Below are 24,418 nucleotides of genomic sequence, written 5' to 3'. Positions count from 1 at the left end.
AGAAAAAGGGGGGAGCGGGAGAGTGGTGCCGTTCAGTGACGCATCAACAGCGGCAGAATGCGTGGCGGCGGCCAGCGCGGGCCGCCGCCAAAGGGACGGCAATCAGGTCAGCGCTGCCAGCGCGGCCCGGGCCCGCGGCACCGCGGCGCCTGCCGGTGCTGCCGGCGCGCCTTCAAGCTGAAAGATCTGGACCACCTCGAGCAAGCCGGCGGTGAGCTGCTGCAGCGACTGCGCGGCGGCGGCCGACTGCTCGACCAGGGCGGCGTTTTGCTGGGTGGCGCCGTCGATCTGCACGATGGCCTGGCTGACCTGGGCGATGCCCGCTTCCTGCTCGCGGCTGGCGGCGGAGATATCGGCCATCACCGCCGTCAGGCGCGCCACGCTGGCAACCACCTCGCGCATGGTGTCGCCGGCGCTGCTGACCAGGGTACCACCGCGCGCCACCTGGTCGACCGAATTGCCGATCAAGTCCTTGATTTCTTGCGCAGCGGTGTTCGAGCGCTGCGCCAGGCTGCGCACTTCGCTGGCGACGACGGCAAAGCCGCGCCCCTGCTCGCCCGCCCTGGCCGCTTCGACGGCGGCGTTCAAGGCAAGGATATTGGTCTGAAAGGCAATCGACTCGATCACCCCGATGATGTCGCCGATCTTGCGCGACGACTGGTCGATGGCGCCCATGCTGTGCACCACGTCGTCGACCACGGCGCCGCCCTGCTGCGCCACCGCCGATGCGCTGGCAGCCATGCTGTCGGCGTGGCGCGCGCTTTCGGCGTTGTGCTTGACGGTGGCGGTCAATTCTTCGATCGAGGCAGCGGTCTCTTCCAGCGAACTGGCCTGCATCTCGGTGCGCGAAGACAGGTTCATATTGCCATCGGCGATGTCGCCGGCGGCGCTGGCCATCACTTCGCTGCTGTCGCGCACCTTGCGCACGATGGTGTGCAAGCTGCCGCGCATGGCGTTCAGGGCTGCCTTGAGCTGCCCCGTTTCGCTGCGGTCGCGGGCGTCGTGGGCAATATCGCGGCCCAGCTCGCCGCCAGCGATGGCGCTGGCAAACGCCACCGCCTCGCCCAACGGTCGGCTGATGGCGCGCGCCACCAGCCAGCCCAGCGCCAGCGTGATGGCCAGCGCCAGCGCGGCGGCGACCGCGATCAGCTGGCGCGAGCGCGTCACCGTAACGTCACCGGCATCGAGCGCTTTTTTGGAGCTGGCTTCGATGGTCTCACTCAAGGCCTCCATGCTTTTTTCCAGCTTGTGAAAGTGGCCGCTGAACTCGCCGTAACGGGCTTGTGCCGCCGCCCGGTCGGAGCCCGCCAGCGCCACCATCTGGCGCACGCTGGCCAGGTAGGCGGCGGCGTCCGGGCGCACCTGCGCCATCGCCTGGCGCAGCGCCGCATCGACGGTGTGGGTTTCCATCGACGTCAGCAGCCGGTCGAGCAGGGCCGCGTGCTCGGCCGCATCGGCGGCGGCCTGCTTGTGGGCATCGGCGTTGTCGGCCATCAGGGCGGCGAGGACGTCGGCGCGCAAGGTGTCGTGGGCCTGGTCGGCCTGCAACTGGTCCTTGATGGCGCTGCCATTGCTGGTAATGCCGGCCATCGCCGTGTTGAGCTTGCCAACGGCTGCATAACCGATCAGGCCAACGATGGCAACGAACAGCAGGGCCGCAAAGTTAAGAAACAGCAGGCGTTGCTTGATGGTGAAATACACGGCATCTCCAAGTAAGGGCATTCGACGGGGGCGCCGCCCCTGCGCACTGGCGCTTGAACTTCACAGCTTGAACTTCACAGCTTGAACGACACACCGAATGTGACGGCAAGGTCGGGCGTGTTGCGATTGAGGCCGGCCGACAGGCCCGCATCGATCTGGCATTGCTTGTTGAGCAGCCAGGCGCCGCCGATATCGAACGTCAGCAGCGAGCCGCCGTGGCGCGCCGGCGCGATGCGTGGCGCGGCCAGCTCGACGAAGCTGCGCCAGCGCTCGTTCCACTGCTTGCCCACGCTGACGGCGGCAATGCCGCTGGTAAAGCGGCGGCCATCGTCGCCCACTTCGCTGGCCAGCCCTGGCATCACGCCGACCGAGAATTCATCGGCCAGTTCCCATTCAGCCACCCCGCGCAGCGATGGCCGCACGCCGGCGGCGCGCACGGCGCGTGCGCCACTGGTGAGGTCGGCGTGCAGCAGCACACCGAGGGCGGGGGCGCTCCCTTCAGCGCCGCCAGTGCCGCCATCGCGCACATGCCACTTCACACCCAGCGAGCTGTCGGCCATGCCGCGCGTATCGTCGCTGGCGGCGCCGCGCGTCCAGTCGTGCAGCCGCCCTTCCGTTTCGATCCGCAATTCGACGCTGTCACTGACCCCCAGGCGCAGCAGCGATGGCGTCGAGGTCGCGCGGTGGTCGAGACCATCGCGCCGGGTGCGTTCGGCCGCCACGCTGGTCTCAAACTGCACCCGCCCCTTGCCGACGACGGCGCTTGACTCGACGAAATCGGGACGGTCGGTGACGATGGTATCGTCGTCAGCGGCGCTGGCGGCGCTGGCGGCGCTGGCGCACAAGATGAACGCCACGGCCAGCGCGCTGCGGCCGGCAGCCGGGAAAAGGGTCAATGGCATGGAAAAACTCCTGGTGATTGGTCGAGCGTAAGGCAAAGCGGTACGGCCGGGCACGCGGCATCGGGACTAGCCCGAACTATGTGCCGTTGGGGCGGCGATTGTAAAGCTTATGTATCTTTGAGGCAACACCATGGCTTCTCTGGCGCTGCCATAATGGCGCTGCAGCAGGCCAGGCGAGGCTGTAAAATACGGCCTGTCCTTCTGACTGATTGCCACCATGATTTTTTGCCACCCGCCCCACCGCATCGTCGACACCTGCTGCGCCCCGCGTCGCGGAGCGCCGGCATGACGCAGGCGCTGACCCTGATCGTTGCCATCGATGCAGAGCGCGGCATCGGCGTTAACAATGCCATGCCCTGGCATCTGCCGGAAGACCTGGCCCACTTCAAGCGCGTCACCAGCGGCCACCCCATCATCATGGGCCGCAAGACGTTCGAATCGATTGGCCGGCCACTGCCACAGCGCCACAACATCGTCATCAGCGGCAACGCCGGCTGGTCGCACGCCGGCGTCGACACGGCGCCGTCGCTGGCGGCAGCGATTGCCCTGACGGCCGGGCAGGACGCCTTCATCATTGGCGGCGCGCAAATCTTCGCGCAGGCGCTCGCGCAGCAGGTGGCCAGCCGTCTGATCATCACCGAGATCGAACGTCGCTACCCGTGCGACCGCTTTTTCCCGCCCCTGCCCGCCGGCTGGGTCGAGACTGCGCGCGAACGCCAGACCAGCGCTGACGGTTGCGCCTATTCCTTTGTCACTTACGAGAGAGCACACTAATATGTCTTCCGATGGATTTCACGTACACGGCCCGCACGACCATGCAGTCGAACACGCAGCCGAGCATGGTGCGCACGGCGGCGACAGCTTTTCCAGCAACATCGCTGTCATGACGGCCATTCTTGCCACGGTGGGCGCCACGTTCGGCTACCTGGGTGGCGCCACCCAGAACGATGCGGCGATGTTCAAGAACAATGCCGCCATCGACAAGACGGAAGCGGCCAACGCCTGGAATTATTACCAGGCCAAGTCGAGCAAGCAGAATCTGGCCGAGCTGGCCATGGTGCTGCCCGGTGCCAACCCCGCCAAGTACAAGGCGGACATTGCCCGCTACGACGGCGAAAAGGGCGAGATCAAAAAGAAGGCGGAGAAATTCGAAGCCTCCTCGAACGAGTGGAATCACCGTTCGGATGTCGCCATGCATACCCACCACCAGTGGGCGCTGGCCACCACCGCCGAACAGATCGCCATTTCGCTGGCGGCCATTACCCTGCTGACGCGCAAAAAATGGATGATGGTAGGGGCCTATGGGGTGGCGGCGGTGGGGATTGTACTGGGGGTGTTTGCGTGGATGCATATCGATCCGCTGGGGGCGCTGCTGGGGGCGAGCGTGGCGGCGCATTAAATTAGCGGGCGCTTGCGGTGCAGCGGCAGACGGCAGGCTGCGGCGCCATGCGGGGCCCGGCCCGTGCCCTGCTGCAGGCGTGCGCGGCTGCTGCGGCCAAGTACGCTAAGCTGGCGCATCTTTTTTCACCGAAGCGCAGCCATTTCTGCGAAAATTCGCACCTTGTTGTGTTTTAGTTTATTTCGGTGCCGTGAACTGCAACCCCGCCAACGCGCGGGCTGCGCTCACGGCACTTCGCTTTGGAGCTGCCCATGAAATTTCGTTTCCCCATCGTCATCATCGACGAGGATTTTCGTTCTGAGAACACGTCGGGCCTGGGCATCCGTGCCCTGGCCGAAGCGATGGAGAAGGAAGGCATGGAAGTGCTGGGCGTCACCAGCTACGGCGACCTCTCGCAGTTCGCCCAGCAACAGTCGCGCGCCTCGGCTTTCGTGCTGTCGATCGATGATGAAGAATTCGGCGGCGGCTCGGTCGAAGAGACCGATTTCGCCCTGGTCGCCCTGCGCTCGTTTGTGCGCGAAATCCGCCACAAGAATGCCGACATCCCCATCTACATTTATGGCGAAACGCGCACCTCGCGCCACATCCCCAACGATGTGCTGCGCGAACTGCACGGTTTTATCCACATGTTCGAGGACACCCCGGAATTCGTCGCCCGCCACATCATCCGCGAAGCGAAGTCCTATCTGGATGGCTTGGCGCCGCCGTTTTTCCGCGCGCTGGTCAATTACGCCAACGATGGGTCGTATTCGTGGCACTGCCCCGGTCACTCCGGTGGCGTGGCGTTCTTGAAATCGCCGATCGGCCAGATGTTCCACCAGTTTTTTGGCGAAAACATGCTGCGCGCCGACGTTTGCAATGCCGTCGAAGAACTCGGCCAGCTGCTCGACCACACCGGTCCGGTCGCCAAGTCCGAGCGCAACGCCGCCCGCATCTTCAACGCCGACCACTGTTATTTCGTCACCAACGGCACCTCGACCTCGAACAAGATGGTGTGGCACTCGACGGTGGCGCCAGGCGACATCGTCGTGGTCGACCGCAACTGCCATAAATCGATCCTGCACTCGATCATCATGTGCGGCGCGATTCCCGTTTTCCTGATGCCGACCCGCAATCACCTGGGCATCATCGGTCCCATTCCGCTGGAAGAATTCACCCCTGAATCGATCGCCCGCAAGATCGAAGCGAACCCGTTTGCCCGCAACGCGGTCAACAAGAAGCCGCGCATTTTGACGATCACGCAATCGACTTACGACGGCGTGGTCTACAACGTCGAAACCCTGCGCGAAATGCTCGACGGTAAAATCGACACCCTGCACTTCGACGAAGCATGGCTGCCGCACGCCACCTTCCACGATTTCTACAAAAACATGCATGCCATCGGCAAGGACCGTCCGCGCGCCAAGGAGTCGATGATTTTCTCGACCCAGTCGACCCACAAGCTGCTCGCCGGCCTGTCGCAGGCTTCGCAGGTGCTGGTGCGCGAATCGGAGTCGGTCAAGCTCGACCAGGACGCTTTCAATGAAGCCTACCTGATGCACACCTCGACGTCGCCGCAGTATTCGATCATCGCCTCGTGCGACGTCGCCGCCGCCATGATGGAAGCGCCGGGCGGCACCGCGCTGGTGGAAGAATCGATCTTCGAAGCGCTGGACTTCCGCCGCGCCATGAAAAAAGTCGACGCCGAATTCGGCAGCGACTGGTGGTTCAAGGTATGGGGCCCCGATACCTTCTCCGAAGAAGGCATCGGCACCCAGGACGACTGGATGATCCGCGCCGAAGACAGCTGGCACGGTTTCGGCAACCTGGCGCCCGGCTTCAATATGTTAGACCCGATCAAGGCCACCGTGGTCACCCCCGGGCTGTCGCTCGATGGCCAGTTTGGCGAGAGCGGCATCCCGGCGTCGATCGTCACCAAGTACCTGGCTGAACACGGCGTCATCATTGAGAAATGCGGGCTGTACTCGTTCTTCATCATGTTCACCATCGGCATCACCAAGGGCCGCTGGAATACCCTGGTGACGGCGCTGCAGCAGTTCAAGGATGACTACGACAAGAACCAGCCGATGTGGCGCATCCTGCCCGAGTTCGCCCAGGCCAATCCCCGCTACGAAGCGATGGGCCTGCGCGACCTGTGCCAGTCGATCCACGATTTTTACAAGGCGTATGACGTCGCCCGCCTGACCACCGAGATGTATTTGTCCGACATGATCCCGGCCATGAAGCCGTCGGATGCGTTTGCCAAGATGGCGCACCGCGAAATCGAACGGGTTGCCATCGAAGAGCTCGAGGGCCGCATCACGGCGATCCTGCTGACCCCCTATCCGCCAGGGATTCCCCTGTTGATTCCGGGCGAACGGTTTAATCGCACCATCGTCGACTACCTGCGCTTTGCACGCGACTTCAACGAGCGCTTCCCCGGCTTCGAGACCGACGTGCACGGCCTGGTCAAGCGCGAAGTCGATGGCAAGCGCGGCTACTTCGTCGATTGCGTCAAGAGCGACGCCGTGCTGTCATAAGAACAGGGGACCAGCCGGTCCCCTTTTTCCACGCAGTTGAAAACCTCTGCCACCTGCTGAGCGTCGCTTTGCGCTGCCGTCCGCCGCCGGCGTCCGCCGCCGTCTCCAGCGCATTGTTTACCGCCTCCTTGCCGGTCACCGCGCCAGGCCTGTAAAGCAGCGCGACATCAACATGCTGCTGCCTGGCGGAGATGGTGGCGGTGCGCGTGTCGTGCTGCTTGTGGTTGTAGCGGCCGCCCGCTGCGCGCCCGGCGGCCAGGCTGCATTTGCCGCCCGGATTATTGATGAACTTCACCGCTTCGCCACCCTCGACCGGCAGGACGCCGTTCGGATCGACATTGCCGACGGTAGATTGTTGAGCACATCGCCAACCGACGCGCCTGCCGGGCTGTCACTGGAGTAGCCGGGGGAGTCATTCGCACGCGCGCGGAAGGATCTTGCGGAAAACGTGCTTGCGCCCCCCTGGGCCGCACTAGGCTTTCGGCAAAGTGACCCCGCTTTGCCCCTGGTACTTGCCGCCGCGGTCCTTGTACGAGGTTTCGCATACTTCATCGCTCTCGAAAAACAGCACCTGGGCGCAGCCTTCGCCGGCATAGATTTTCGCTGGCAGCGGGGTGGTGTTGGAAAACTCCAGGGTAACGTAGCCTTCCCACTCCGGTTCGAACGGCGTGACGTTGACGATGATGCCGCAGCGCGCATAGGTGGACTTGCCCAGGCAAATCGTCAGCACATTGCGGGGAATGCGGAAATATTCGATGGTGCGGGCCAGCGCGAACGAATTCGGCGGGATGATGCAGACATCGCTTTTGATATCGACGAAGGAGTTCGAATCAAAGTTTTTCGGGTCGACGATGGTGCTGTTGATGTTGGTGAAAATCTTGAATTCATCGGCGCAGCGGATGTCATAGCCATAGGACGAGGTGCCATAGGAAATGGTCTTGTTACCGTGGGCATCGTGGCGCACCTGGCCTGGCTCGAACGGCTCGATCATGCCGGTTTCCTGCGCCATGCGGCGGATCCATTTATCGCTTTTGATAGTCATTGTTGGGGCTTTCGGAAGAAGTGGCGAGGCGGCGCTGCCGATTTTACGCCGGATTCTACGCTAAAGCTTGCCTTCTAAGCCAGTGCCGGCAGCAGCCTGCCGATCATCTGCTCGGTCAGCTGCGCCGCCTGCTGCGGCGACTCCATGGGAAACAGGTGGCCGCCATCGATGTGCAAAAAATTCGCCCCCACCAGCTTGCGAGTGGCGCCCAGGCCCGCCTGGCGCAACTCGGCCGACTGGCGGCCGCCAATGAAACCGACCGGCACCGGAAATGGCGGCTTGATCACCTGTGCCATGTGGTGCGGCAGCGAGCGGTAAATTGCCGTCTCGACGTCGCGGTCAAAACGCAGCTGCACGCCGTGCTCGTGCGGCTTGAGGCCGTGGACGATGTAATCGTCGAGCACGCCCGGCGCCCACGCCGCAAAAATAGCTTTGGCGGCGAAGTGCGCATGGGCGCTGGCGGCATCCGGCCACAACATGCGGCGCTTTTGCGAAAAGCGCGCGGGCGAGACCTTGTCGTCCCAGCCAGTGCCCTTGGCATGGCGCAGCAAGAAAGCGCGCCAGCCGGCCACCACCGGCGAATCGAGCATCACCACCGCGCGCGCCAGCGCCGGCCGCTGGCGCGCCGCCATCAGGCTGAGCATGCCACCGAGCGAATGGCCGACCAGGATGGCCGGCCGCTCATACGCCGCCAGCTGCGCCAGCAACTCTTCGACCAGCCCGGGCCAGCCATCGCTGACGGCATATCGGGCGTCGTGACCGAGCATGTCGGCAACGCGCACATCGAAGTGCCGGCGCAGGCCGTCCAGGTAACGGTTGTAGACGCCGGCCGGGAAGCTGTTGCCATGGGTAAAGTGCAGCAGTGGTTTTGTCATGCGGACAATTGTAAGCCGCGCCTGCGCAACACAGTTAGAGGAATCGGTCTAGTGGCCCTGCCGTGCTCGCGCATGTGGCCGGCTTGCGCGCACACAAGAAGGCGCGCTGCGGCTGGCATACCGTGGGCAGGGTCAACCAGGAGGATCGATGAACAAGCCCGACGATTCCAGCCGCGAAGGCGGCAGCAGCCACGCCGCTGCCGCGGCATCCACAGTCGCGCGCACCGCCGCGCCGAGGCAGGCTGCAGAGCAGGCGCCAAAACCGTCTGCAACGCCGGCGCCACAACCAACGCGAAAACCAGCGCCACAACCAACGCGAAAACCAACGCCACAACCAACGCCACGACCGCCTCCAAGACCAGCGCCACAGCAGGCGCCAACGGCGGCCACCAGCGCCGCCGTCTGTGCGCCCGGCGCCACCCTGCCCAGTTTTGCCAACCTGTGGCGCGGCTACCCCGAGGGCCAGCCGTCCGCTGAGCGCTGGCCGCAGGACGTCGTCGAACATGGCGTGCTGCTGGCGCGCGCCGGCGAGCTGAAATATCCCGACCAGTGCGCCATCAAGCTGAGCGTGGCACTGCATGCGGGCGGCATCGACATGCATGGCTACGCGGGCGCTGCCACCGTGATCGCTGGCAAGCGCGCCGCTCTGCGCGCGGTCGAACTGGCGGCCTGGCTCGAGCAGCAGCCGTTTTGCGGCGCGCCGCTGTCGCTGCGGGTGACGGGCGCCGACTGGCAGCGGCAGATCGCCGGCAAGCGGGGCATCATTTATTTTGCCAACTACTGGCGCCGCAGCGGTGAAGCGGCCCCCAGCGGCGACCACATCGACCTGTGGAACCAGGACACCCTGTCGCCATCGATGGAATCGTTCCTGCGTTTTCGCCTCGGCATCGAGCGCATCCGCAACCCTTTCGATCTGCTGCGCGGCAAGCCGGGCAACTGGTACTCGAACCTCGATGAGGCCACCGAGATCCGCCTGTGGCAGCTGGCCTGACGCTGTGGCGCTATTGGCCGTACCAGTAGCGCGCATGGCTGGTGCGGTAACTGATGGGCGCAATGGTGTCGCCCTCCCCTGGACCAAAATGCAGCGTGATGGCGCCCGTTTCATCGGTGCGCAGGCGGTGGATGCCGGCGGCGCCGTAGCGCTCCCACACTTCGTGTTTCGGATGGTGATACCGGTTACGGTAGGCCACCTGAAAAATCGCCAGCTGCGGCTTCACCAGGCCAAGAAAGCCGACTGTCGACGAGGTTCCACTGCCGTGATGGGGTGCCAGCAGGACGTCGGCCGCCAGCTGCGCACTGGCGGCGCCGATCAGCTGCGCTTCTTCAGCCGCCTCGATATCACCGGCCGCCAGCAGGCGGTGCGTGCCCGCTGAAATGCGCAGCGTACAACTGCGCGCGTTCGGTTTCAGGGTGGCATCGGCATAGCTGGCCGCCGGCGGATGCAGCATGGCGAAGTCGACGCCGTCCCAGCGCCAGTGCTGGCCCGCCGTACACGGCATTGCCATCGGCAGCGCCCGCACCAGCGGGTGGCCGGCGTCCAGCGAAGACAGTAACTGGCCGACCGGCAACGCCGCCAGGACCGCCTGGGCGCCGCCCGCATGATCGAGGTCGCTGTGGCTGATCACCATGGCATCGAGCCGGCCGATGCCGCGCGCTTTAAGATACGGAACAATGACGCGGTTGCCGCCATTGCCGTCGCTCGAATAGCGGGGGCCGGCGTCGTACAGCAGGCGGTGGCCGGCCGTCTCGATCAGCACCGCCATGCCCTGGCCGACGTCGAACACGGTGGCGCTGAAGGTGCCGGCCGGTGGCGAGCTGGCTGTCGCCGTCAGCACGGGCAGCCATGCCGTCAGGCCTGCCCAGCGCAGCGGCCAGCCGCGCGGCGCCAGCAACCACAGGGTGCCGGCGCTGGCGCCCGCAAACAGCAACGGCGATGGCGCCGCTGCCGACCATACCGCCAAGGTGCCGCTGGCCAGCAGGCGCAGCACGCCGGCGAGCAGTTCGACAAGCGCATGCGCGCTGAGCAGCAGGATGTCAGACAGGGGTGCCGGCAGCAGGCTGCCCAGCAGGGCCAGCGGCGTCACCACAAAACTGATCAGGGGAATCGCCAGCGCATTGGCCAGCGGGCTCACCAGCGAGACCTGGGAAAACAGCAGCAGCGTCAACGGTACCAGGCCCAGCGTGACGACGTACTGGGTATGCGCTGCCGCCAGCAAGGCCGGCTGCAGGGCGGCGCCCAGGCGCCGGGACAGCGGCAAGGTGGTGACGGCCGCCGTCGCGGCGTGCGGGCGCCGGCTTGCGCTACGGCCCGCGCTGGCGTAGACGATCAGGCCGACGGCGCCGAACGACAGCCAGAAACCGGGCGCCAGCACGGCCCACGGGTCGAGCAGCACCACCAGCCCAAGTGCCGCGCACAGCACGTGCGACACACTGGTCAGCCGTCCCGTCCACAGCGCCAGCGCCAGCACGCTCAGCATGTACAGGGTGCGCTGGGCCGGCACGCCGAAGCCGGCCAGCAGCACGTACAGCAGGGCGCTGGCGGCACCGATGAGCGCCGCGACTTTTTGTGCCGGCAGCAGCAGCGGCAACTGCGCGCGTGTAAAGAACGAGCGGCGCCACAGGCTTGCTGCCAGCAGCGCGGCCAGGCCGGCCACCATGGTGATGTGCAGGCCAGAGATGGAGATAACTGGTCTATGAATACATCAATACCAGACCACCCCGTACGCGACTACACACTTATGCCCGACGGTGCTAACACGAGCTGTCTAGTATTTAACTGAACATTGATCGTGTTAGCACCGCAGGTGGCGTGCCACTTGGAGGAAGCCGCTTAAGCCAAGGCATAGAGAAAGCAAGCGAGCCCTTAAATTATTGCAATATAGAAATAAAATATGTACGATTTCCGCAGAGCTGGATACTATTATCTTGTCTTTTTGACAAACAAATAGGAGAAATACTATGAACACCGCCACTGAAAAGAAGCCGACGATCACTAACGACAAGATGCCCGCCTCTACCAATGTCTTGACTCCGCCAGCGGACGCGGCACCGGCCAGCACCACCACGCCGCCCGAAATGACCGCTGCCAAAGCATTGCGCGAAGCAATCAAGGCTCTTGATGCTGAACGTACCGAACTGGTCAAGAACACCATCGAAAACCTCAAGCCAGGTAAGCCGTTCGATTCGAGCGTGGTCCGCGACATCAACAAGCTCGAAACCCGGAAGAATCGCCTGATCGTCGCCCGCTTCGCCTCGCTGCTGAAAAAGAGTGGCCCAGAAGTTCAAGCCATCGTCCACCAGATCATTGAACTCTAAATGCCGACCACGGCGACGACATCGAAGTCAACCCTTCGATGTCGTCGGCACAATCCCACACACCCCGCAGATCAACAACGAAGATCGCAACTCCGATCCAGCAACCTCATGTTGCAGGCCACTCGATCAAGGCCACTGAAGACCATGACTGACAATTCCAATAGACTGCCCACGACGCCTAAGCCATTGTTCGCGCTCGGCCAAGTCGTCGCAACACCCGGCGCGTTGCACGCCATGACCGAACTGGATTTCTCGCCACTGGCCCTGATTCATCGACATGCCACTGGCGACTGGGGCGATTTGGGCGCTGACGATCAACAGCAAAATCTGGTCGCAATACGCTCTGGCCTGCGCGTATTTTCCAGCTACAAGATCGGCGCGTCGGTGAAAATCTGGATCATCACTGAAGCGGACCGTTCGTCAACGACGCTTCTGTTGCCGGATGAATATTAAGCACGAAGCCGGGCGCAACCACACTGGTGACACGATCCCAGCCCTGTTCAGTGGCATCATCGCGCTCGCCACTCCACCCACCTGAAAATCCATGGCCGTGGTGCTAACATAAGCTGTCTAGTATTTAACTGATTGAGATTGTGTTAGCACCGCAAGTAGTCTGTCCATGGCGATGATCACGAGCAGACCATCGCTATGACCTAACCTCGCACGGCGGTATCAGCTAGCAATTTCACAACTGCATCCATAAGGTGCATTTCGGTAGGCGAATCAATCACGATAAGCGGAATTTCAAGGGAGCAACAAACTGCGCGAGCGTGTGCAGCTTCCTCAACAGCAAGTTCGGCAATTGACTCAGAACCCGTTGATACACCATCCCGACTTGCGAGTCGGCCAGCGATAGTCTCTGCATCGTCACACAGTAGAATGACTCCCGACAAATGAAGACCAGAAAATACATCAGTGGCAAGACGGATCAAGCCGCCGGTCTCGCCTCGGAGCACAAAGTGTCCATCAAGCAAAATAGTCCGCGTTGAGGCTCGCCGTCGATTTACCGCATTAATCAAGGCAAGCTGATTGTCGTCTACGTCGAAAACCAATTTGTCCACTCCCCACGTTGCACGTCCTTTTTCATCGCGAATAAGTTGGCTTGCGGTGCAGTGAACTATATTCAGTGACGCCGCGACCGGTGCACCAAGGTATCCCTTTCCCACACCGTGGACACCTGCAAGAAATATTACATTCATTTTGGTGACCCTTGTTCCTGGATGCCTACGAGTTTCCGAAGTTCATTTTCCGTTAAATATTTAAATGACTGCGGAGCAGTAAAAACTTTAAAAAATTTCTTGGGGTCTACAGGGCGATCAAATACCCTGACGCTCTCTAGCATGAACGCAAATCCCGTCTTTTTTGATTCAAAGTAAGATCGCAATTCTGCCCGAGTCAATCCGCCGCCATTATCTCTAGCCAACTCCCAAAGTCTGGTGGGGCTGGCTTCGATCGTTTCTGTCACATCGACTAGCGCTATGATCGCTTGCACCGGCGACGAAGAATATAGCGCTATAGTGCCTACTGGCAGCGCAGGAACCGCCCGACGAAATTCGACTCGCTTGCTACCCGCAACGATAAGCTCTGAAAACCGGGGTTTCACTGAGAGCAAAATTGCGCTACCACAGGGAGAGTTTGAGTATTCTGGAAAAAGCGTCATCGGAAATCTTTGTAATTGACTGAATCGGGCCTGACACAATTTCTTCTTGAATCAAGCTCGAATATGTAATTGGAGTGGGAAAATGGCCGACTAGACGAAATAACATCACCTTCGTTGGCTTAGAAGCCATCGCCTCAATGTTTTTTTGACTGTAAACCGTTCGTCGGCTTACGAGTTGCATGATGTTTGTGGCACTGTCATGAACCTCATAACATTCGACGATACCCACAGTCGTGATAGCCTGTTGATCTTCTGTTCGGTAAAAAGTACGACATCACCTGGCTGCACCTGCGTCGTCTTGGCTTTGCACAGATATGCCTGCTTAATCGCGTTCCCGGCAGTCGAACTACCGCCGAAAAGCTGAGCTTGTTGTGCCAGTTCAGGAAAAAGGACGTGATGATATTGCGGCTTTATCGGAACCAAAAACTTGCGAACGGCGGCGTCAATCCGAAAATGTGGGAAATATAGTCGAGCATAATCAAGCGCATTCAACTCATTTTCAGGTGGTGAACTAGGGTGCGCCTTCACCAACATGATGTCTGTTCCATATGTTCCGTTTTGCTCAAAACCGAAATCCTTGAGCAGCTCCAACAGATAAGTTTGTTCTGGACTCGTATGAACAAAAGTGTTTTCACAACGATTATCTGTCGCAAATCGAAAAGCTGCTTTCAAGAACAGCTCCCCGATCTTTCTTCCACGAATTTGCTCCCCAACTTTAAAAGTACATAGCTTCAACGACAGCCCCTGAAGACACTCCTTGTCGTCATTGATGATCTCATCAGTTTGCATCGCGTAAATGCAAACTGCCTCAACTTCTCCGTGATCGATTCTAGCTATCCATGCCTTACGTCCGGTTTGAGCTTTATTGTGAAACCAAGTATTGAAACTCCGCTCCGGCGTGTCATAGCTGGCCCGCAAGCTGTCGAAAAGTGCCGAATCCAAATTACTAGTGAGGCTGTACATGTGCACATCCTCAATATTGGGAAGGTGGACTTCTGCAGGCTCATGTAATCGGCGAAGCCAATCTTCAGCCGTCTGAATGTTGTAAATTCGATGGCCAAAACCTGCGCTACGTGCCTTGGAGTGAATTTCCTTGTCCTCTGTTACAAGAGCGTGAACAGCCGAGCATTCAAGCGCATGGAGAATATCGTTATCACAAGCATCATTCGGTGATGTTTGTGCCGTATTGCGAGGGCTTGAAGGTGCCCCTTCGAGCTTCGTATATTGCGGAAGTCTCGCCAGAGTACGCGCGCGACGCTCTGTGTTTTTATCACGCTCGATATCAATTTTTGATGCCGGATGGTAAAGAAGTTGATGTCCACCGACACCTGCCAAACGAACAAAATTAGCAAGACTTGGCTCAAGCACGAGCATCGTATCCTGAAGCGGAATCAGGATATTCGTATCAAGCAGGAATCGTAGACGCTGGCTCAAGATATGACCCGAGAAACTCTGCCAATACACGCTGGATCACCTGTGATGGCAAACAGCGAAATTGAAAATGTGTGCATAGTTACCTGTCTTAGATTTAGAGCCACCCACTTCCTCCCCGCCTATCCCTTGATCGTTTCCGCCAAAAGGTCGCAAAAAGAGCGTGGGAGACGTTGCGTGCCGGAATTCCATCGCCCCAGCGTGCGGAGATGCGCTCGCCTTCCACAGTACGTTGGCGCAGCAGGCCGGTGAGGTTGATGGAGTTTTCTCACCGCAAAACAGGCAAGCCCAGCTCATTGAGAAACACATTGTGTTTGTCCCGGGCCGTCCCGATATTTCGCTCCAACGTGACTAACTCGGCATGCACCGCCTGCAAGTCAATCTCGTCTTCCGCAGTCGCTGTGCTGATATAACGCGAGATATTCAGGTTGTAGTCGTTCTTCTCGATTTCTTCCATCGATACGCGACGGGAATAGCGGTCTTCCTCATTCCGGAATTGATAGGTAGAAACAATTTTCTCGATATGCTCAGCAGATAATTTATTCTGGCGTTTGCCTTTCTCGAAGTATTCGCTAGCGTTGATAAACAGCACATCGTCGGGTTTTTTGCATTTCTTCAGCACCAGAATACACACGGGGATACCTGTAGAGAAAAACAGGTTGGCGGGTAGGCCAATCACGGTGTCGATGTTGCCGTCTTTTAGTAGTTTGCTGCGGATGCGCTCTTCTGCGCCGCCCCGAAACAGCACACCGTGGGGCAGGATGATGGCCATGGTGCCTTCCATGCCCAGAAAGTGAAAGCCGTGCAGCAAGAAGGCAAAATCCGCCGCCGATTTAGGTGCAAGACCATAGCTTTTAAAGCGGAAGTCTTCGCCTAGTGCTTCGCTGGGCTCCCAGCGGTAGCTGAATGGCGGGTTGGCGACAACGGCATCGAATTCAAGCTTTTTCGCCGGGTTCATTTCGTTTAATACATCCCAATCATTCGCAAGTGAATCGCCGTGGTGAATTTCGAACTCAGAATCTTTCACTCCGTGCAGCAGCATGTTCATGCGCGCCAAGTTATAGGTTGTGATGTTCGACTCTTGGCCGTAAATTTTGCCGATGCCGTGCTTGCCAATTTGTTTGCGCACGTTAAGCAATAGCGAACCGGAACCGCAGGCAAAATCGAGCACCTTGTCGAGCTTTTTCTTTTTGCCAGTTGCTGGCTCCTGGCTGTCGAGGGTAACGATCTCCGACAAAATTGTGGACATCTGTTGCGGCGTATAAAACTCACCGGCTTTTTTACCGGAACCGGCAGCAAACTGGCCGATCAGGTATTCATAGGCGTCGCCCAGCACATCGCTATTTGTCGAAAACTTTGCGATACCCTCGGCAATTTTGCTGATGATGTTGCACAGCTTGTCGTTGCGCTGCAGGTAGTTTTTGCCGAGCTTTTCCGAGTCCAGATTGATTTCCGAAAACAAGCCGCCAAAGGTGCTTTCAAAACTCTGGTTCTCGATGTATTTAAATCCCAGTTGAAGTGTATGCAGCAAGTCGTCGTTTTGGGTGCGAGCCAGCTCGGCAATGCTGCTCCACAGGTGGGCAGGTTCAATCACATAATGCACCTTGCGGCGCATTTGTTTTTCAAATTCAGCCGTATCGTCGGCATTGGCGGCGTACCATAGAGAAAGGGGGGCACGCCTATCACCGGCTTCCAGTTTGGGGTAATCCTTGCCTAGCTCTTTTTGCGCCGCTGCTTCATAGTTATCGGATAGATAGCGCAAAAATAGGAAGGACAGCATGTAATCGCGGAAGTCGTCGGCGTTCATCGAGCCACGCAGGTCGTCGGCAATTTTCCACAGGGTATTGCCCAATTCTTTTTGGTCGTGTTCGGTCATGGTTGGCTCGTGCTTAAATCGGGTTCGGGAAACAACTCAGGGTTAAAGCGGTAATTCGCCATAAAGTCGTCGAGTATGGTTTTGAAATACTGCTTGTTTTCGTCCAGCATCTGCATCGGCTCGAACAGCGAATAATCACCGTGGCTCAATACATTGATCATGCGGGCATGCAAAATGCCGTCGGGGTCTTCATGGCCCTGCTTGATGCAAGCTGAAAAATTTTTAAAGCCGTGAAAAGAAGCAGCCTTTTCCAGAATGCCGCGCAGCATATTGAAGTGATATGTGTAAAGCTCGCCCGAATCGGCTGCCTCTTTCATCTGTTTAAGCAGTGCCACATGATGAAAAAACGGTGTGGCACCGGTATAGCGCAGCGAGTAGAGCCCGGTGGATTCTTCTTTACTTAGAAAATAGGGCTGGGCTTTTTTGGTTTGGCCAAGCTCATTCCACATCACATTAAAAAACAGCGTATGGTGCGACGACAACACTACTTTGATCTTGTTTTCCTTTTTACTGAGTAGTTGTGCCAAATGACTGGCCACGGCGATGGCGTTGTTGTCATCCAGCGACGATATCGGGTCATCTATATACAGATACTTTACCCAAGCGTAGGGCGACCCTTCTTCTTGATCAATTGCCAGCTGTGCAATGACGAGAAAAAAACACCATATAAAAATATTCTCTTCGCCGCGTGAGACCTTAATATTTTCGACCGTTTTAGCTTGACCATCGATGACACTTTCACGCTCAAAAGAAACATACGTGATTTCTTGCTTGATCTCTTCTTGATTAATTATAGTTGTTACTGTTTTTTTCAAGATCTTAAAATCAAAATCTGCATAGCGACAGAGTAGGCGACGGATTCGGGTGTCCATTTCCAAGTCGTCAATGCCGTTAAAGAAGCGTGAATGGGTATTAAATCGCAATTCTCTGGTCGAGTCATTTTCTAAGTCATTATCCCAAGTGAACAGGTCTTCGGTAAAGGCATTGAAGTACAGCGTATCGCGTGCATCTCCGTTTTTGCCAGCCTCTTTAAACGCCATGGAAAGCCGCGTTTTTCCTGTACCGTTGTAGGCGTAGAGCACGACATATTTTTTGTCATCGAGTGTTTTCCGTAGATGTGCTGCAACAGCTTCCAGATTCGCTAACGTTGTGATGCTCATTCACCCACCTCATCGGCAACGGGAAACAAGGCCTGCATCAGGCTTTTTTTATGGGTTTTTAGGGTGTCGAGTTTCTGGCTGTGCGTGCTGATCAGCGCGTCGATGCTAGATAGGCAATCGGCGATTTTTTGCTGCTCTGAGAGCGTTGATGGCATCGGGATAGAGAAGGATCTAATTTGAGCAAAATTTAAACCTTGCCGATTCCCTCCCGCTTGAAAACTATCAATCTGAGCTTGGCCGCCATCCGACAATAAAAACTGATTTAGGAAAAATGGATTCAATTCACTTTCGTGCGTTCGGACTATGCAAACGTGCTGATTAACATTGCCGCCTTCGATGCGTTTATCCGCTACCGCGCTTCTTCCAATCGAAGCACCTGTAATATTCAGCAATACATCGTTTTGCATAAGCTCTGATGCTAGAAAAGTAGAGTGCGTTAGGTCATCAATAAAAGCCACATTTTCTAGAATTAAGCACCCCCAGCCAATGTTTTGACTTCGTACAAATGGTCTCCCCTTGGCTTTGTAGTTTGTGTCACCGCCCGCCGGAGTAATTCCACTCCCAACTTTAATTGCCTTGCCACTGAGTTCCTCAATCCCCCACTCTCCCGCATCCAGAAACTCGGGGAAACGTAGGCGGGGGATAGTTTCGCCTTCGCGGGGAAAGAGTTGCTGCATCAGGCCTTTTTTATGGGTTTTTAGGGCATCGACTTTTTGGCTTTGCACACTGATCAGCGCGTCGATGCTGGATAGGCAATCGGCGATTTTTTGTTGCTCGCTGGGCTGCGGCATAAAGATCGGAAACGATAAAAAAGTATCAGCGTGTATTCGCCTCGCCTTTCTACTTCCATCTGCTGTTTCCCCTAGTTTCTCGTAAAAGTCTTTTCGCTTTACATATTCAAGCAAAAAAAGAGAATTGATTCCCGGCTTCATATCGAAACAAGGAAGATCGACGGTGGACTCATAATTGTCTAGGCAATCGGGGATGATTCCAAATGCTTGATTTAGAAAATCAAGTTTACTATAGATGAACTGCCCTGCTGTTCGACGATAATATTGCGTGTTGACGCTACCTTTTACTTCATCATTCTTCTCAAACACCCCTTTCCCCCAAAGTTTTACAGTTATTTTCTTTGCTGTATTGCCCTTGCTACCTAAGACGCGACTTTCAGTTAAAAACTGGTTCATTTCGTTTTCTTGCCATGCAGGCGCGTCCCAAAATTCGGGAAAGCGTAAAGGCGGCACCAGCGTCTTTTTCATGTCGTTACTCATACGCTGCCAACCCCGAAATCTCGCGCCCTTGTGCCAACTTCTTCAGCAGCGGCAACAGGTCTTCCATCAATGCCAGTTCGGCCCTGGTGCGTTCTTTCCAACCCAGTTCTCGTGGCGCGAGCAGATCGCTTAACTTTTCGCCGTCGAAAATCATGCGACCCATGATGTTATCCACAAAGGCTTGCAACGCCTCCCCTGCAATCGCGTGCTTCTCGGCCATATCCGTAACGGCCTGCGCGGCTTTGCTCGCCTTGAAAGCTTCGTAGCCATCGCGTATCGCTTTTTCGTTTAAGGCTTCGCCAGCTTTGAGCTGATTGATATAGGCGGTGATGTCTTCGCGTTCGGCCATCAGGTTGGCGCTGGAGGCGAGAAGGCCAATCAGCTGCTCGCGGCTCATCGTTTGTTTAGCGGGTTTGTTTTGCGTGTATTGGGCGATTAGACCCATGATGTAGTCGTAGTCGATGACGCTGGAGGCAAACAGCACAAATTCAAAATCTAGTTGCTGGAGAGTGTCGTCACCTTCGCGCTGTTTGTCCTGCTTTTCTTTGAGCTGCTTGGCGGTATCCAGATACATGCCTTTGAAAGCACGCAGGGTATCTTCTGGGATCACTTGTTCAATACTGATGCTTTGGTCTGCGCTTAAATCGGTGTACTGGTCGAGCTGGGTTTTAAAGCGCTGCACTTCCTTAAACAGGTTGATGAACTGGCCACGCGCGTCGTCGCCCTTGAGGTTGTTCACTTCTTCGGGCGCGCAAGCAAGCCCTTGGCTCCGCATAAAGTCTTGCAGCTTGGTGACTGCCACATCGAGTTTGTCGATGACGATGGGTGCTGCATCGACTAACCAGATTTCTTTGGCGCGGTCGATGTCACTGCCGGAAAAAAGGGCAATGGCTTCGTTAACGGCATCCTGCTGCTGCCGAAAATCCAGCACATTGCCGTACGGCTTGGTGTCGTTGAGAATGCGGTTGGTACGCGAGAAGGCTTGAATCAAGCCGTGGTGTTTGAGGTTTTTATCCACGTATAGGGTATTGAGGTACTTGGAATCAAAGCCGGTGAGCAGCATGTCGACCACAATCATAACGTCGATTTTATTATGGCGCGGGTAATCGGCATTGCTGTATTTGTGGTCTTTGATACGCTGCTGCACATCCTGATAATACGAATCAAATTCGTTGATGCTGTGATTTGTCTTATATTGCGCGTTGTAGGCGGCGATGATGGCTTTAAGCGCGGCTTTCTTTTCATCAGGCGCAACGCTGTTGTCTTGCTTTTCTTGCGGCAGGTCTTCTTGCAGCTGCTGGACGTCTTTATTGCCTTCGGCCGGTGGTGAGAATACGCAGGCGATATTGAGCGGCTGGAAGTCTTCATCTTCTAGCTGCCGTTTGGCCTGAATCTCGGTAAACAAGCGGTGGTATTCAATGGCGTGGTTGATGGAGGCGGTGGATAATACTGCGTTAAAGCGTCGCGAATTGGTGGCGGCATCGTGTTTGTTCAGAATGGCTTCGACCACAGCCTTCTGGGCAATGGCTTCGCCCGGTTTGGTTTTTACGCTGCCTTCGCCCTTGAAGTAATCGATATGAAAGCGCAGCACGTTGCTGTCATCAATGGCATTGGTGATGGTGTAGGCATGCAGTTGTTTTTCAAAAATATCGATGGTGGTTTTATGGGTTTTCTGCTCGCCGACAATCTGTACTGCGGTGGCGTTTTGTTCAAATATCGGTGTGCCGGTAAAGCCGAACAGTTGGGCCTTGGGGAAGAATTCTTTAATGGTTTTGTGATTTTCGCCAAATTGGGAGCGGTGGCATTCGTCGAAGATAAACACGACACGCTTATCACTTAAAGATTGCAGACGCTCTTTGTAGTTTTTTTTGTTTGTACCATCGAGTGCAAGGCCGAGTTTTTGAATGGTGGTGACGATGACTTTGTCGGCATAATCTTCCGAGAGCATGCGCCGCACCAGCGTTTCGGTATTGGTATTTTCTTCCACGCAGCCATCTTGAAACTTATTGAATTCCTCGCGGGTTTGGCGGTCGAGGTCTTTGCGATCGACTACGAACAAACACTTTTCAATGTCGGGATTATCTTTAAGCAATGTAGACGCTTTGAATGAGGTAAGCGTTTTGCCGCTACCTGTGGTGTGCCAGATATAACCATTGCCACGGTTCTGGTGGATGCAATCGACAATGGCTTTGACTGCATAGATTTGGTAGGGGCGCATCACCAGCAATTTTTGCTCGCTAGCGACCAGCACCATATAGCGGTTGATCATTTCTCCGAGCAGGCATTTGGCGAGGAATTTGTCGGCAAAGGCATCGAGCTGGGTGATTTTTTTGTTGTCTTCACTGGCGAACTGGTACACCGGCAAAAAGCGTTCATCGGCATTGAAACCAAAATGCTGGTTGTGGTTGTTGGCGAAGTAGTAGGTGTTGCTGTTGTTGCTGACAATGAACAACTGCATAAAAGACAGCAGGCTGTTGCCGTAACCGTTGCCGGGGTCGTTTTTGTAATCGACAATCTGCTGCATGGCGCGACGCGGGCTGACTTGCAGGGTTTTGAGTTCAATCTGCACCACCGGCACGCCGTTGATGAGCAGGATCACGTCATAACGGTGGTGGCTGTTGGCGGTGTTGATGCGCAGCTGGTTGATGACTTCGTAATCGTTTTTGCACCAATCTTTGATATTCACCAGAGTGTATTGCAACGGCGTGCCGTCTTCGCGTGCAAACGTATTGCGGGTGCGTAGGGTTTTGGAGGCGGTGAATACATCGGCGGTGACGATCTCGTCGCGCAGGCGGGCGAATTCGGCATCGGTGAGGGTCACTTTGTTCAGTGCCTCGAATTTGGCGCGGAAGTTTTGTTCAAGCGATTCACGGTCGCGGATGTCGGGGCGATAGGTGTATTTGAGGTCGACGAGCTTGGTGATCAAAGCCTGTTCGATTTGTTGTTCTGATGTCGTCATAAATCCAGTCCTGATTTGCCTAATGGATAGCCTTGGCTTCCACGATGATTGATGATTGACCGATTTGACTCACTGCCTTGGGTCAGACGAGGCTGATCTTTATTGGCGCGGCGCATTAGTCGGTCTCGCCCATGATGTTTTGTGTTTCTGGTGATCGGTAGCCCGGCGCCAGCACCGCGTTCTTCACGCCATAAAGCGCCAGATGATCTTTAAGCCATAGTCGGTACTCGTGGCCACGAAGACTGTGATCATGCGACGCGTCCACCCCCCAACGCAGCAACATGTATCCGGCCACTGCCGCTCGAACTCGAACACGAAGTGCCCCATCCTGCATTGCATAGTCCATCTGCACAACCTCCGGACGACTGAGGCTTGGATGTGGCACGAGGTCCAACTCCACTATTCGAGTCCACTGGATGTCGGCATCCATCAACTCGTGCGCCATAGGCTCATTATCAAGAGAGGTTGGGTTCTGAATCCGCGTTATGACGAAGTCGCGGAACTCCCCAGACTTACGATCAAACGCCCGGACATGCCAGCGCAAGCCTGTATCAACCAGTGCGAAGGGAACGATGACCCGCTCCGAGGCCCCACTGGTCATAGATTGATAGTGAACTGCGATTGGACGTTTTGCGTGGATAGCCCGGCAAATTGGCGCTAGCACATCCATTCGGGGACAATTCAAAATTGCTGGGAACTCACATGGAAGGAGCGATCTTGGCTCGCCATCTACCCCATCGCCAAAACCTAGCGATAGCGACGACAAGACCCGCTGGGGCAGATGTTCGAAAATTGGGACAAACTCGCTACTGATCCGGTAAGTCTTACTGCTGTTATGAAAATCAATATTTTGCGGCGCTAGTTCCCGATACATTGCTATGTCGCGGGTAGCACCAGCTGGTGCTACCCCGAAACGAGCAGAAAGGTCTGGACGACCTATCTCCCCCATGAAATACAGGCGAAACTCTAGGTAAGTGAGTCTCTCACGCTGAGCTTGGCTCAGGCTCCCGACACGCTGCGGATGCATCAACAATCGCTCCTCATTCATGGGAAACGACGAAAAAATAAAATTCACACAGCATTCTGCTCATTCCTTACTCAGCATATCATCAAATTGATTAGATGATACATCGCCAATGCGTCAAATGCAATCGAATACGCTTGCGAGCGGAAGTTATCCACCATGGATAGCTAAACCGCCTGAGTCCGTCTCGGCCATGCCAATAGTGACATATCAGCCAGTCAGTCCGATGGTCCCTGAGAGCGTCCTGGTGTCTTCAGTTTTGGATCAGGTTCACGGTCAGGCCGACCGTCACAGAATGTTTACTAAATGCAATTAGTAACCATTGTGGCTGCCTGAGCCACTCCTGGGGTGTACGACATCCCGAAGGCTGGATAGAATGGTTCAAAAGTATTGCAATTATGCAATATATAAACATTCTGAGGTAATCCGGTGCGGGAAGGTCAAGCGAAAGTACTGAGCGAGCGGGAGCTGTCCCGCGTCGTCAATGTGGTGAAGAAGAAGGCGCACGCCAAGCGAAACGCGGCCCTACTCTACTGCTCGTTCGGTCTCGGTCTACGGGCGAAGGAGATGGCAGCGTTGAAGATCAAGCATGTGCTCGGCATCGATGGCAACATGCTCGAAGAAATCAATCTTACAGGCACAATGACCAAGGGTGGCAAACAGCGCCATGCATACCTGACGAATCCCAAGGTAGTCAGTGCGATCCGCGACTTCATCAACGACCGCCAGAAGCGCGAAGGCATTCTGTTCAACCTTGAAGCGCCACTGTTCAAGTCGCAGAAGGGCAGCTCGTTTTCGCCAAACAGTTTGCAACAGCTATTTCACCGAATGTACGCGGACGCGAAATTGCAAGGTGCATCGAGTCATTCCGGGCGAAGAACTTTCGCGACGACTCTAATAGAAAAAGGAATAGACATAAAGGCAGTATCAAAATTACTTGGGCATGCCAGCGTTTCAATGACAGCGAAATACATTCAGGACAATCCTGTGCGCCTCAAGCAAATCTGTACTGACTTATTTTAATTGTATTGAATGCTCACTCTTCCACAATAGGTTGACTAGCAAATTAGGATGACTGCCAGCGATCAAACAGAAGCCCGATCATTACATATGGCCCACATAGCGAGGGCCAGAAACATGACCTCTGTAAGCGCCGCTGGCGGCGTTTACAAGAGCGAGGTGATGCAAACCATCACCACGCTCTGTCGGCGCTCCTGAGCGCCCTACGAAGCCTTGAACACTTTTGTATACCTTTTCAGAGATATCTATTCGTAGTCACTATAC

The 24,418-nt window shown here is 56.6% G+C and carries 20 protein-coding genes and 1 pseudogene; 7 read left to right on the top strand and 14 right to left on the bottom strand.

Features of this window, described 5'->3' with window-relative positions:
- Window positions 1–102: 102 nt before the first annotated feature.
- Both ACP7BZ_RS18925 and ACP7BZ_RS18920 read right to left on the bottom strand, forming a co-directional pair.
- Window positions 103–1,701: a methyl-accepting chemotaxis protein gene (locus tag ACP7BZ_RS18925; RefSeq protein ID WP_426115999.1), complete on the bottom strand. Its 1,599-nt coding sequence runs from the start codon at window positions 1,699–1,701 to the stop codon at window positions 103–105.
- A gap of 74 nt (window positions 1,702–1,775) precedes the next feature.
- Window positions 1,776–2,603: a transporter gene (locus ACP7BZ_RS18920; RefSeq protein ID WP_426115997.1), complete on the bottom strand. Its 828-nt coding sequence runs from the start codon at window positions 2,601–2,603 to the stop codon at window positions 1,776–1,778.
- A 285-nt stretch (window positions 2,604–2,888) separates the two neighbouring features.
- Between ACP7BZ_RS18920 and ACP7BZ_RS18915 the strand changes: the two genes are divergently transcribed.
- The 3 genes from ACP7BZ_RS18915 (at window position 2,889) to ACP7BZ_RS18905 (ending at window position 6,521) form a co-directional block, all read left to right on the top strand.
- A complete protein-coding gene (locus ACP7BZ_RS18915) occupies window positions 2,889–3,377 on the top strand; it encodes a dihydrofolate reductase (protein WP_426115995.1) in 489 nt (162 codons plus the stop codon).
- A gap of 1 nt (window position 3,378) precedes the next feature.
- Complete coding sequence (locus ACP7BZ_RS18910; protein WP_426115994.1) at window positions 3,379–4,002, top strand: DUF4337 domain-containing protein; 624 nt, start codon at window positions 3,379–3,381, stop codon at window positions 4,000–4,002.
- A gap of 251 nt (window positions 4,003–4,253) precedes the next feature.
- Window positions 4,254–6,521 (top strand): Orn/Lys/Arg decarboxylase N-terminal domain-containing protein, encoded by a 2,268-nt coding sequence (locus tag ACP7BZ_RS18905; protein WP_426115992.1) that lies wholly within the window; start codon window positions 4,254–4,256, stop codon window positions 6,519–6,521.
- Here the strand turns inward: ACP7BZ_RS18905 and ACP7BZ_RS18900 are convergent.
- The 3 genes from ACP7BZ_RS18900 to ACP7BZ_RS18890 form a co-directional block, all read right to left on the bottom strand.
- Complete coding sequence (locus tag ACP7BZ_RS18900) at window positions 6,496–6,816, bottom strand: hypothetical protein (RefSeq protein WP_426115990.1); 321 nt, start codon at window positions 6,814–6,816, stop codon at window positions 6,496–6,498. The two genes, ACP7BZ_RS18905 and ACP7BZ_RS18900, sit on opposite strands and share 26 nt — an antisense overlap.
- A gap of 177 nt (window positions 6,817–6,993) precedes the next feature.
- The gene (gene dcd / locus ACP7BZ_RS18895) at window positions 6,994–7,563 is read right to left on the bottom strand and encodes a dCTP deaminase (protein ID WP_426115989.1); all 570 of its coding nucleotides are present in this window, start codon (window positions 7,561–7,563) and stop codon (window positions 6,994–6,996) included.
- Between the two features lie 74 nt (window positions 7,564–7,637).
- Window positions 7,638–8,438 (bottom strand): alpha/beta fold hydrolase, encoded by an 801-nt coding sequence (locus tag ACP7BZ_RS18890; protein WP_426115987.1) that lies wholly within the window; start codon window positions 8,436–8,438, stop codon window positions 7,638–7,640.
- A gap of 148 nt (window positions 8,439–8,586) precedes the next feature.
- Here ACP7BZ_RS18890 and ACP7BZ_RS18885 point away from each other — a divergent pair, with 148 nt between their 5' ends.
- On the top strand, window positions 8,587–9,429 hold the full coding sequence (locus ACP7BZ_RS18885; protein WP_426115985.1) for a T6SS effector amidase Tae4 family protein: 843 nt from the start codon (window positions 8,587–8,589) through the stop codon (window positions 9,427–9,429).
- 10 nt (window positions 9,430–9,439) lie between these two features.
- On the opposite strand, the pseudogene ACP7BZ_RS18880 reads toward ACP7BZ_RS18885, so the two are convergent.
- Window positions 9,440–11,125, bottom strand: a pseudogene (locus tag ACP7BZ_RS18880) (DNA internalization-related competence protein ComEC/Rec2); the annotation flags it as partial.
- Between the two features lie 271 nt (window positions 11,126–11,396).
- Between ACP7BZ_RS18880 and ACP7BZ_RS18875 the strand changes: the two are divergent.
- A complete protein-coding gene (locus tag ACP7BZ_RS18875; RefSeq protein ID WP_426115983.1) occupies window positions 11,397–11,753 on the top strand; it encodes a hypothetical protein in 357 nt (118 codons plus the stop codon).
- A gap of 144 nt (window positions 11,754–11,897) precedes the next feature.
- The gene (locus ACP7BZ_RS18870) at window positions 11,898–12,206 is read left to right on the top strand and encodes a hypothetical protein (RefSeq protein WP_426115981.1); all 309 of its coding nucleotides are present in this window, start codon (window positions 11,898–11,900) and stop codon (window positions 12,204–12,206) included.
- 200 nt (window positions 12,207–12,406) lie between these two features.
- Here the strand turns inward: ACP7BZ_RS18870 and ACP7BZ_RS18865 are convergent, their stop codons facing one another.
- The 8 genes from ACP7BZ_RS18865 to ACP7BZ_RS18830 all read right to left on the bottom strand — a co-directional run bounded on the left by ACP7BZ_RS18865 (window position 12,407) and on the right by ACP7BZ_RS18830 (window position 23,137).
- Window positions 12,407–12,952 (bottom strand): ATP-binding protein, encoded by a 546-nt coding sequence (locus ACP7BZ_RS18865; protein WP_426115979.1) that lies wholly within the window; start codon window positions 12,950–12,952, stop codon window positions 12,407–12,409.
- Window positions 12,949–13,413 (bottom strand): hypothetical protein, encoded by a 465-nt coding sequence (locus ACP7BZ_RS18860; RefSeq protein WP_426115977.1) that lies wholly within the window; start codon window positions 13,411–13,413, stop codon window positions 12,949–12,951. The genes ACP7BZ_RS18865 and ACP7BZ_RS18860 overlap by 4 nt, the downstream gene beginning before the upstream one ends.
- A 168-nt stretch (window positions 13,414–13,581) precedes the next feature.
- On the bottom strand, window positions 13,582–14,847 hold the full coding sequence (locus tag ACP7BZ_RS18855) for a GNAT family N-acetyltransferase (RefSeq protein WP_426115975.1): 1,266 nt from the start codon (window positions 14,845–14,847) through the stop codon (window positions 13,582–13,584).
- A gap of 265 nt (window positions 14,848–15,112) precedes the next feature.
- Window positions 15,113–16,720, bottom strand: coding sequence for a type I restriction-modification system subunit M (locus tag ACP7BZ_RS18850; RefSeq protein ID WP_426115973.1), 1,608 nt, complete (start codon window positions 16,718–16,720; stop codon window positions 15,113–15,115).
- Complete coding sequence (locus ACP7BZ_RS18845) at window positions 16,717–17,880, bottom strand: AAA family ATPase (RefSeq protein ID WP_426115971.1); 1,164 nt, start codon at window positions 17,878–17,880, stop codon at window positions 16,717–16,719. The genes ACP7BZ_RS18850 and ACP7BZ_RS18845 overlap by 4 nt, the downstream gene beginning before the upstream one ends.
- A complete protein-coding gene (locus ACP7BZ_RS18840; RefSeq protein WP_426115970.1) occupies window positions 17,877–19,139 on the bottom strand; it encodes a restriction endonuclease subunit S in 1,263 nt (420 codons plus the stop codon). The genes ACP7BZ_RS18845 and ACP7BZ_RS18840 overlap by 4 nt, the downstream gene beginning before the upstream one ends.
- Before the next feature lie 4 nt (window positions 19,140–19,143).
- On the bottom strand, window positions 19,144–22,110 hold the full coding sequence (locus ACP7BZ_RS18835; protein WP_426115968.1) for a type I restriction endonuclease subunit R: 2,967 nt from the start codon (window positions 22,108–22,110) through the stop codon (window positions 19,144–19,146).
- Window positions 22,111–22,225: 115 nt separating this feature from the next.
- Complete coding sequence (locus ACP7BZ_RS18830; RefSeq protein ID WP_426116103.1) at window positions 22,226–23,137, bottom strand: WYL domain-containing protein; 912 nt, start codon at window positions 23,135–23,137, stop codon at window positions 22,226–22,228.
- Window positions 23,138–23,563: 426 nt separating this feature from the next.
- Between ACP7BZ_RS18830 and ACP7BZ_RS18825 the strand changes: the two genes are divergently transcribed.
- A complete protein-coding gene (locus ACP7BZ_RS18825) occupies window positions 23,564–24,157 on the top strand; it encodes a tyrosine-type recombinase/integrase (protein WP_426115966.1) in 594 nt (197 codons plus the stop codon).
- The last annotated feature ends 261 nt before the right edge of the window (window positions 24,158–24,418 follow it).

It is taken from the genome of Massilia sp. PWRC2 (assembly GCF_049896725.1).
Lineage (GTDB): Bacteria > Pseudomonadota > Gammaproteobacteria > Burkholderiales > Burkholderiaceae_D > JAFCUW01.
The sequence above is the reverse complement of the archived record's forward strand: the minus strand, read 5'-3'. Positions and strand labels throughout refer to the sequence as shown.

Bases quoted from the DNA above. Each gene is read 5' to 3' on its own strand.
- ACP7BZ_RS18920 (WP_426115997.1), bottom strand. From the start codon at position 2,603: ATGCCATTGACCCTTTTCCCGGCTGCCGGCCGCAGCGCGCTGGCCGTG.
- ACP7BZ_RS18915 (WP_426115995.1), top strand. From the start codon at position 2,889: ATGACGCAGGCGCTGACCCTGATCGTTGCCATCGATGCAGAGCGCGGC.
- ACP7BZ_RS18910 (WP_426115994.1), top strand. From the start codon at position 3,379: ATGTCTTCCGATGGATTTCACGTACACGGCCCGCACGACCATGCAGTC.
- ACP7BZ_RS18905 (WP_426115992.1), top strand. From the start codon at position 4,254: ATGAAATTTCGTTTCCCCATCGTCATCATCGACGAGGATTTTCGTTCT.
- dcd (WP_426115989.1), bottom strand. From the start codon at position 7,563: ATGACTATCAAAAGCGATAAATGGATCCGCCGCATGGCGCAGGAAACC.
- ACP7BZ_RS18890 (WP_426115987.1), bottom strand. From the start codon at position 8,438: ATGACAAAACCACTGCTGCACTTTACCCATGGCAACAGCTTCCCGGCC.
- ACP7BZ_RS18885 (WP_426115985.1), top strand. From the start codon at position 8,587: ATGAACAAGCCCGACGATTCCAGCCGCGAAGGCGGCAGCAGCCACGCC.
- ACP7BZ_RS18875 (WP_426115983.1), top strand. From the start codon at position 11,397: ATGAACACCGCCACTGAAAAGAAGCCGACGATCACTAACGACAAGATG.
- ACP7BZ_RS18870 (WP_426115981.1), top strand. From the start codon at position 11,898: ATGACTGACAATTCCAATAGACTGCCCACGACGCCTAAGCCATTGTTC.
- ACP7BZ_RS18865 (WP_426115979.1), bottom strand. From the start codon at position 12,952: ATGAATGTAATATTTCTTGCAGGTGTCCACGGTGTGGGAAAGGGATAC.
- ACP7BZ_RS18860 (WP_426115977.1), bottom strand. From the start codon at position 13,413: ATGACGCTTTTTCCAGAATACTCAAACTCTCCCTGTGGTAGCGCAATT.
- ACP7BZ_RS18850 (WP_426115973.1), bottom strand. From the start codon at position 16,720: ATGACCGAACACGACCAAAAAGAATTGGGCAATACCCTGTGGAAAATT.
- ACP7BZ_RS18845 (WP_426115971.1), bottom strand. From the start codon at position 17,880: ATGAGCATCACAACGTTAGCGAATCTGGAAGCTGTTGCAGCACATCTA.
- ACP7BZ_RS18840 (WP_426115970.1), bottom strand. From the start codon at position 19,139: ATGAAAAAGACGCTGGTGCCGCCTTTACGCTTTCCCGAATTTTGGGAC.
- ACP7BZ_RS18835 (WP_426115968.1), bottom strand. From the start codon at position 22,110: ATGACGACATCAGAACAACAAATCGAACAGGCTTTGATCACCAAGCTC.
- ACP7BZ_RS18830 (WP_426116103.1), bottom strand. From the start codon at position 23,137: ATGCATCCGCAGCGTGTCGGGAGCCTGAGCCAAGCTCAGCGTGAGAGA.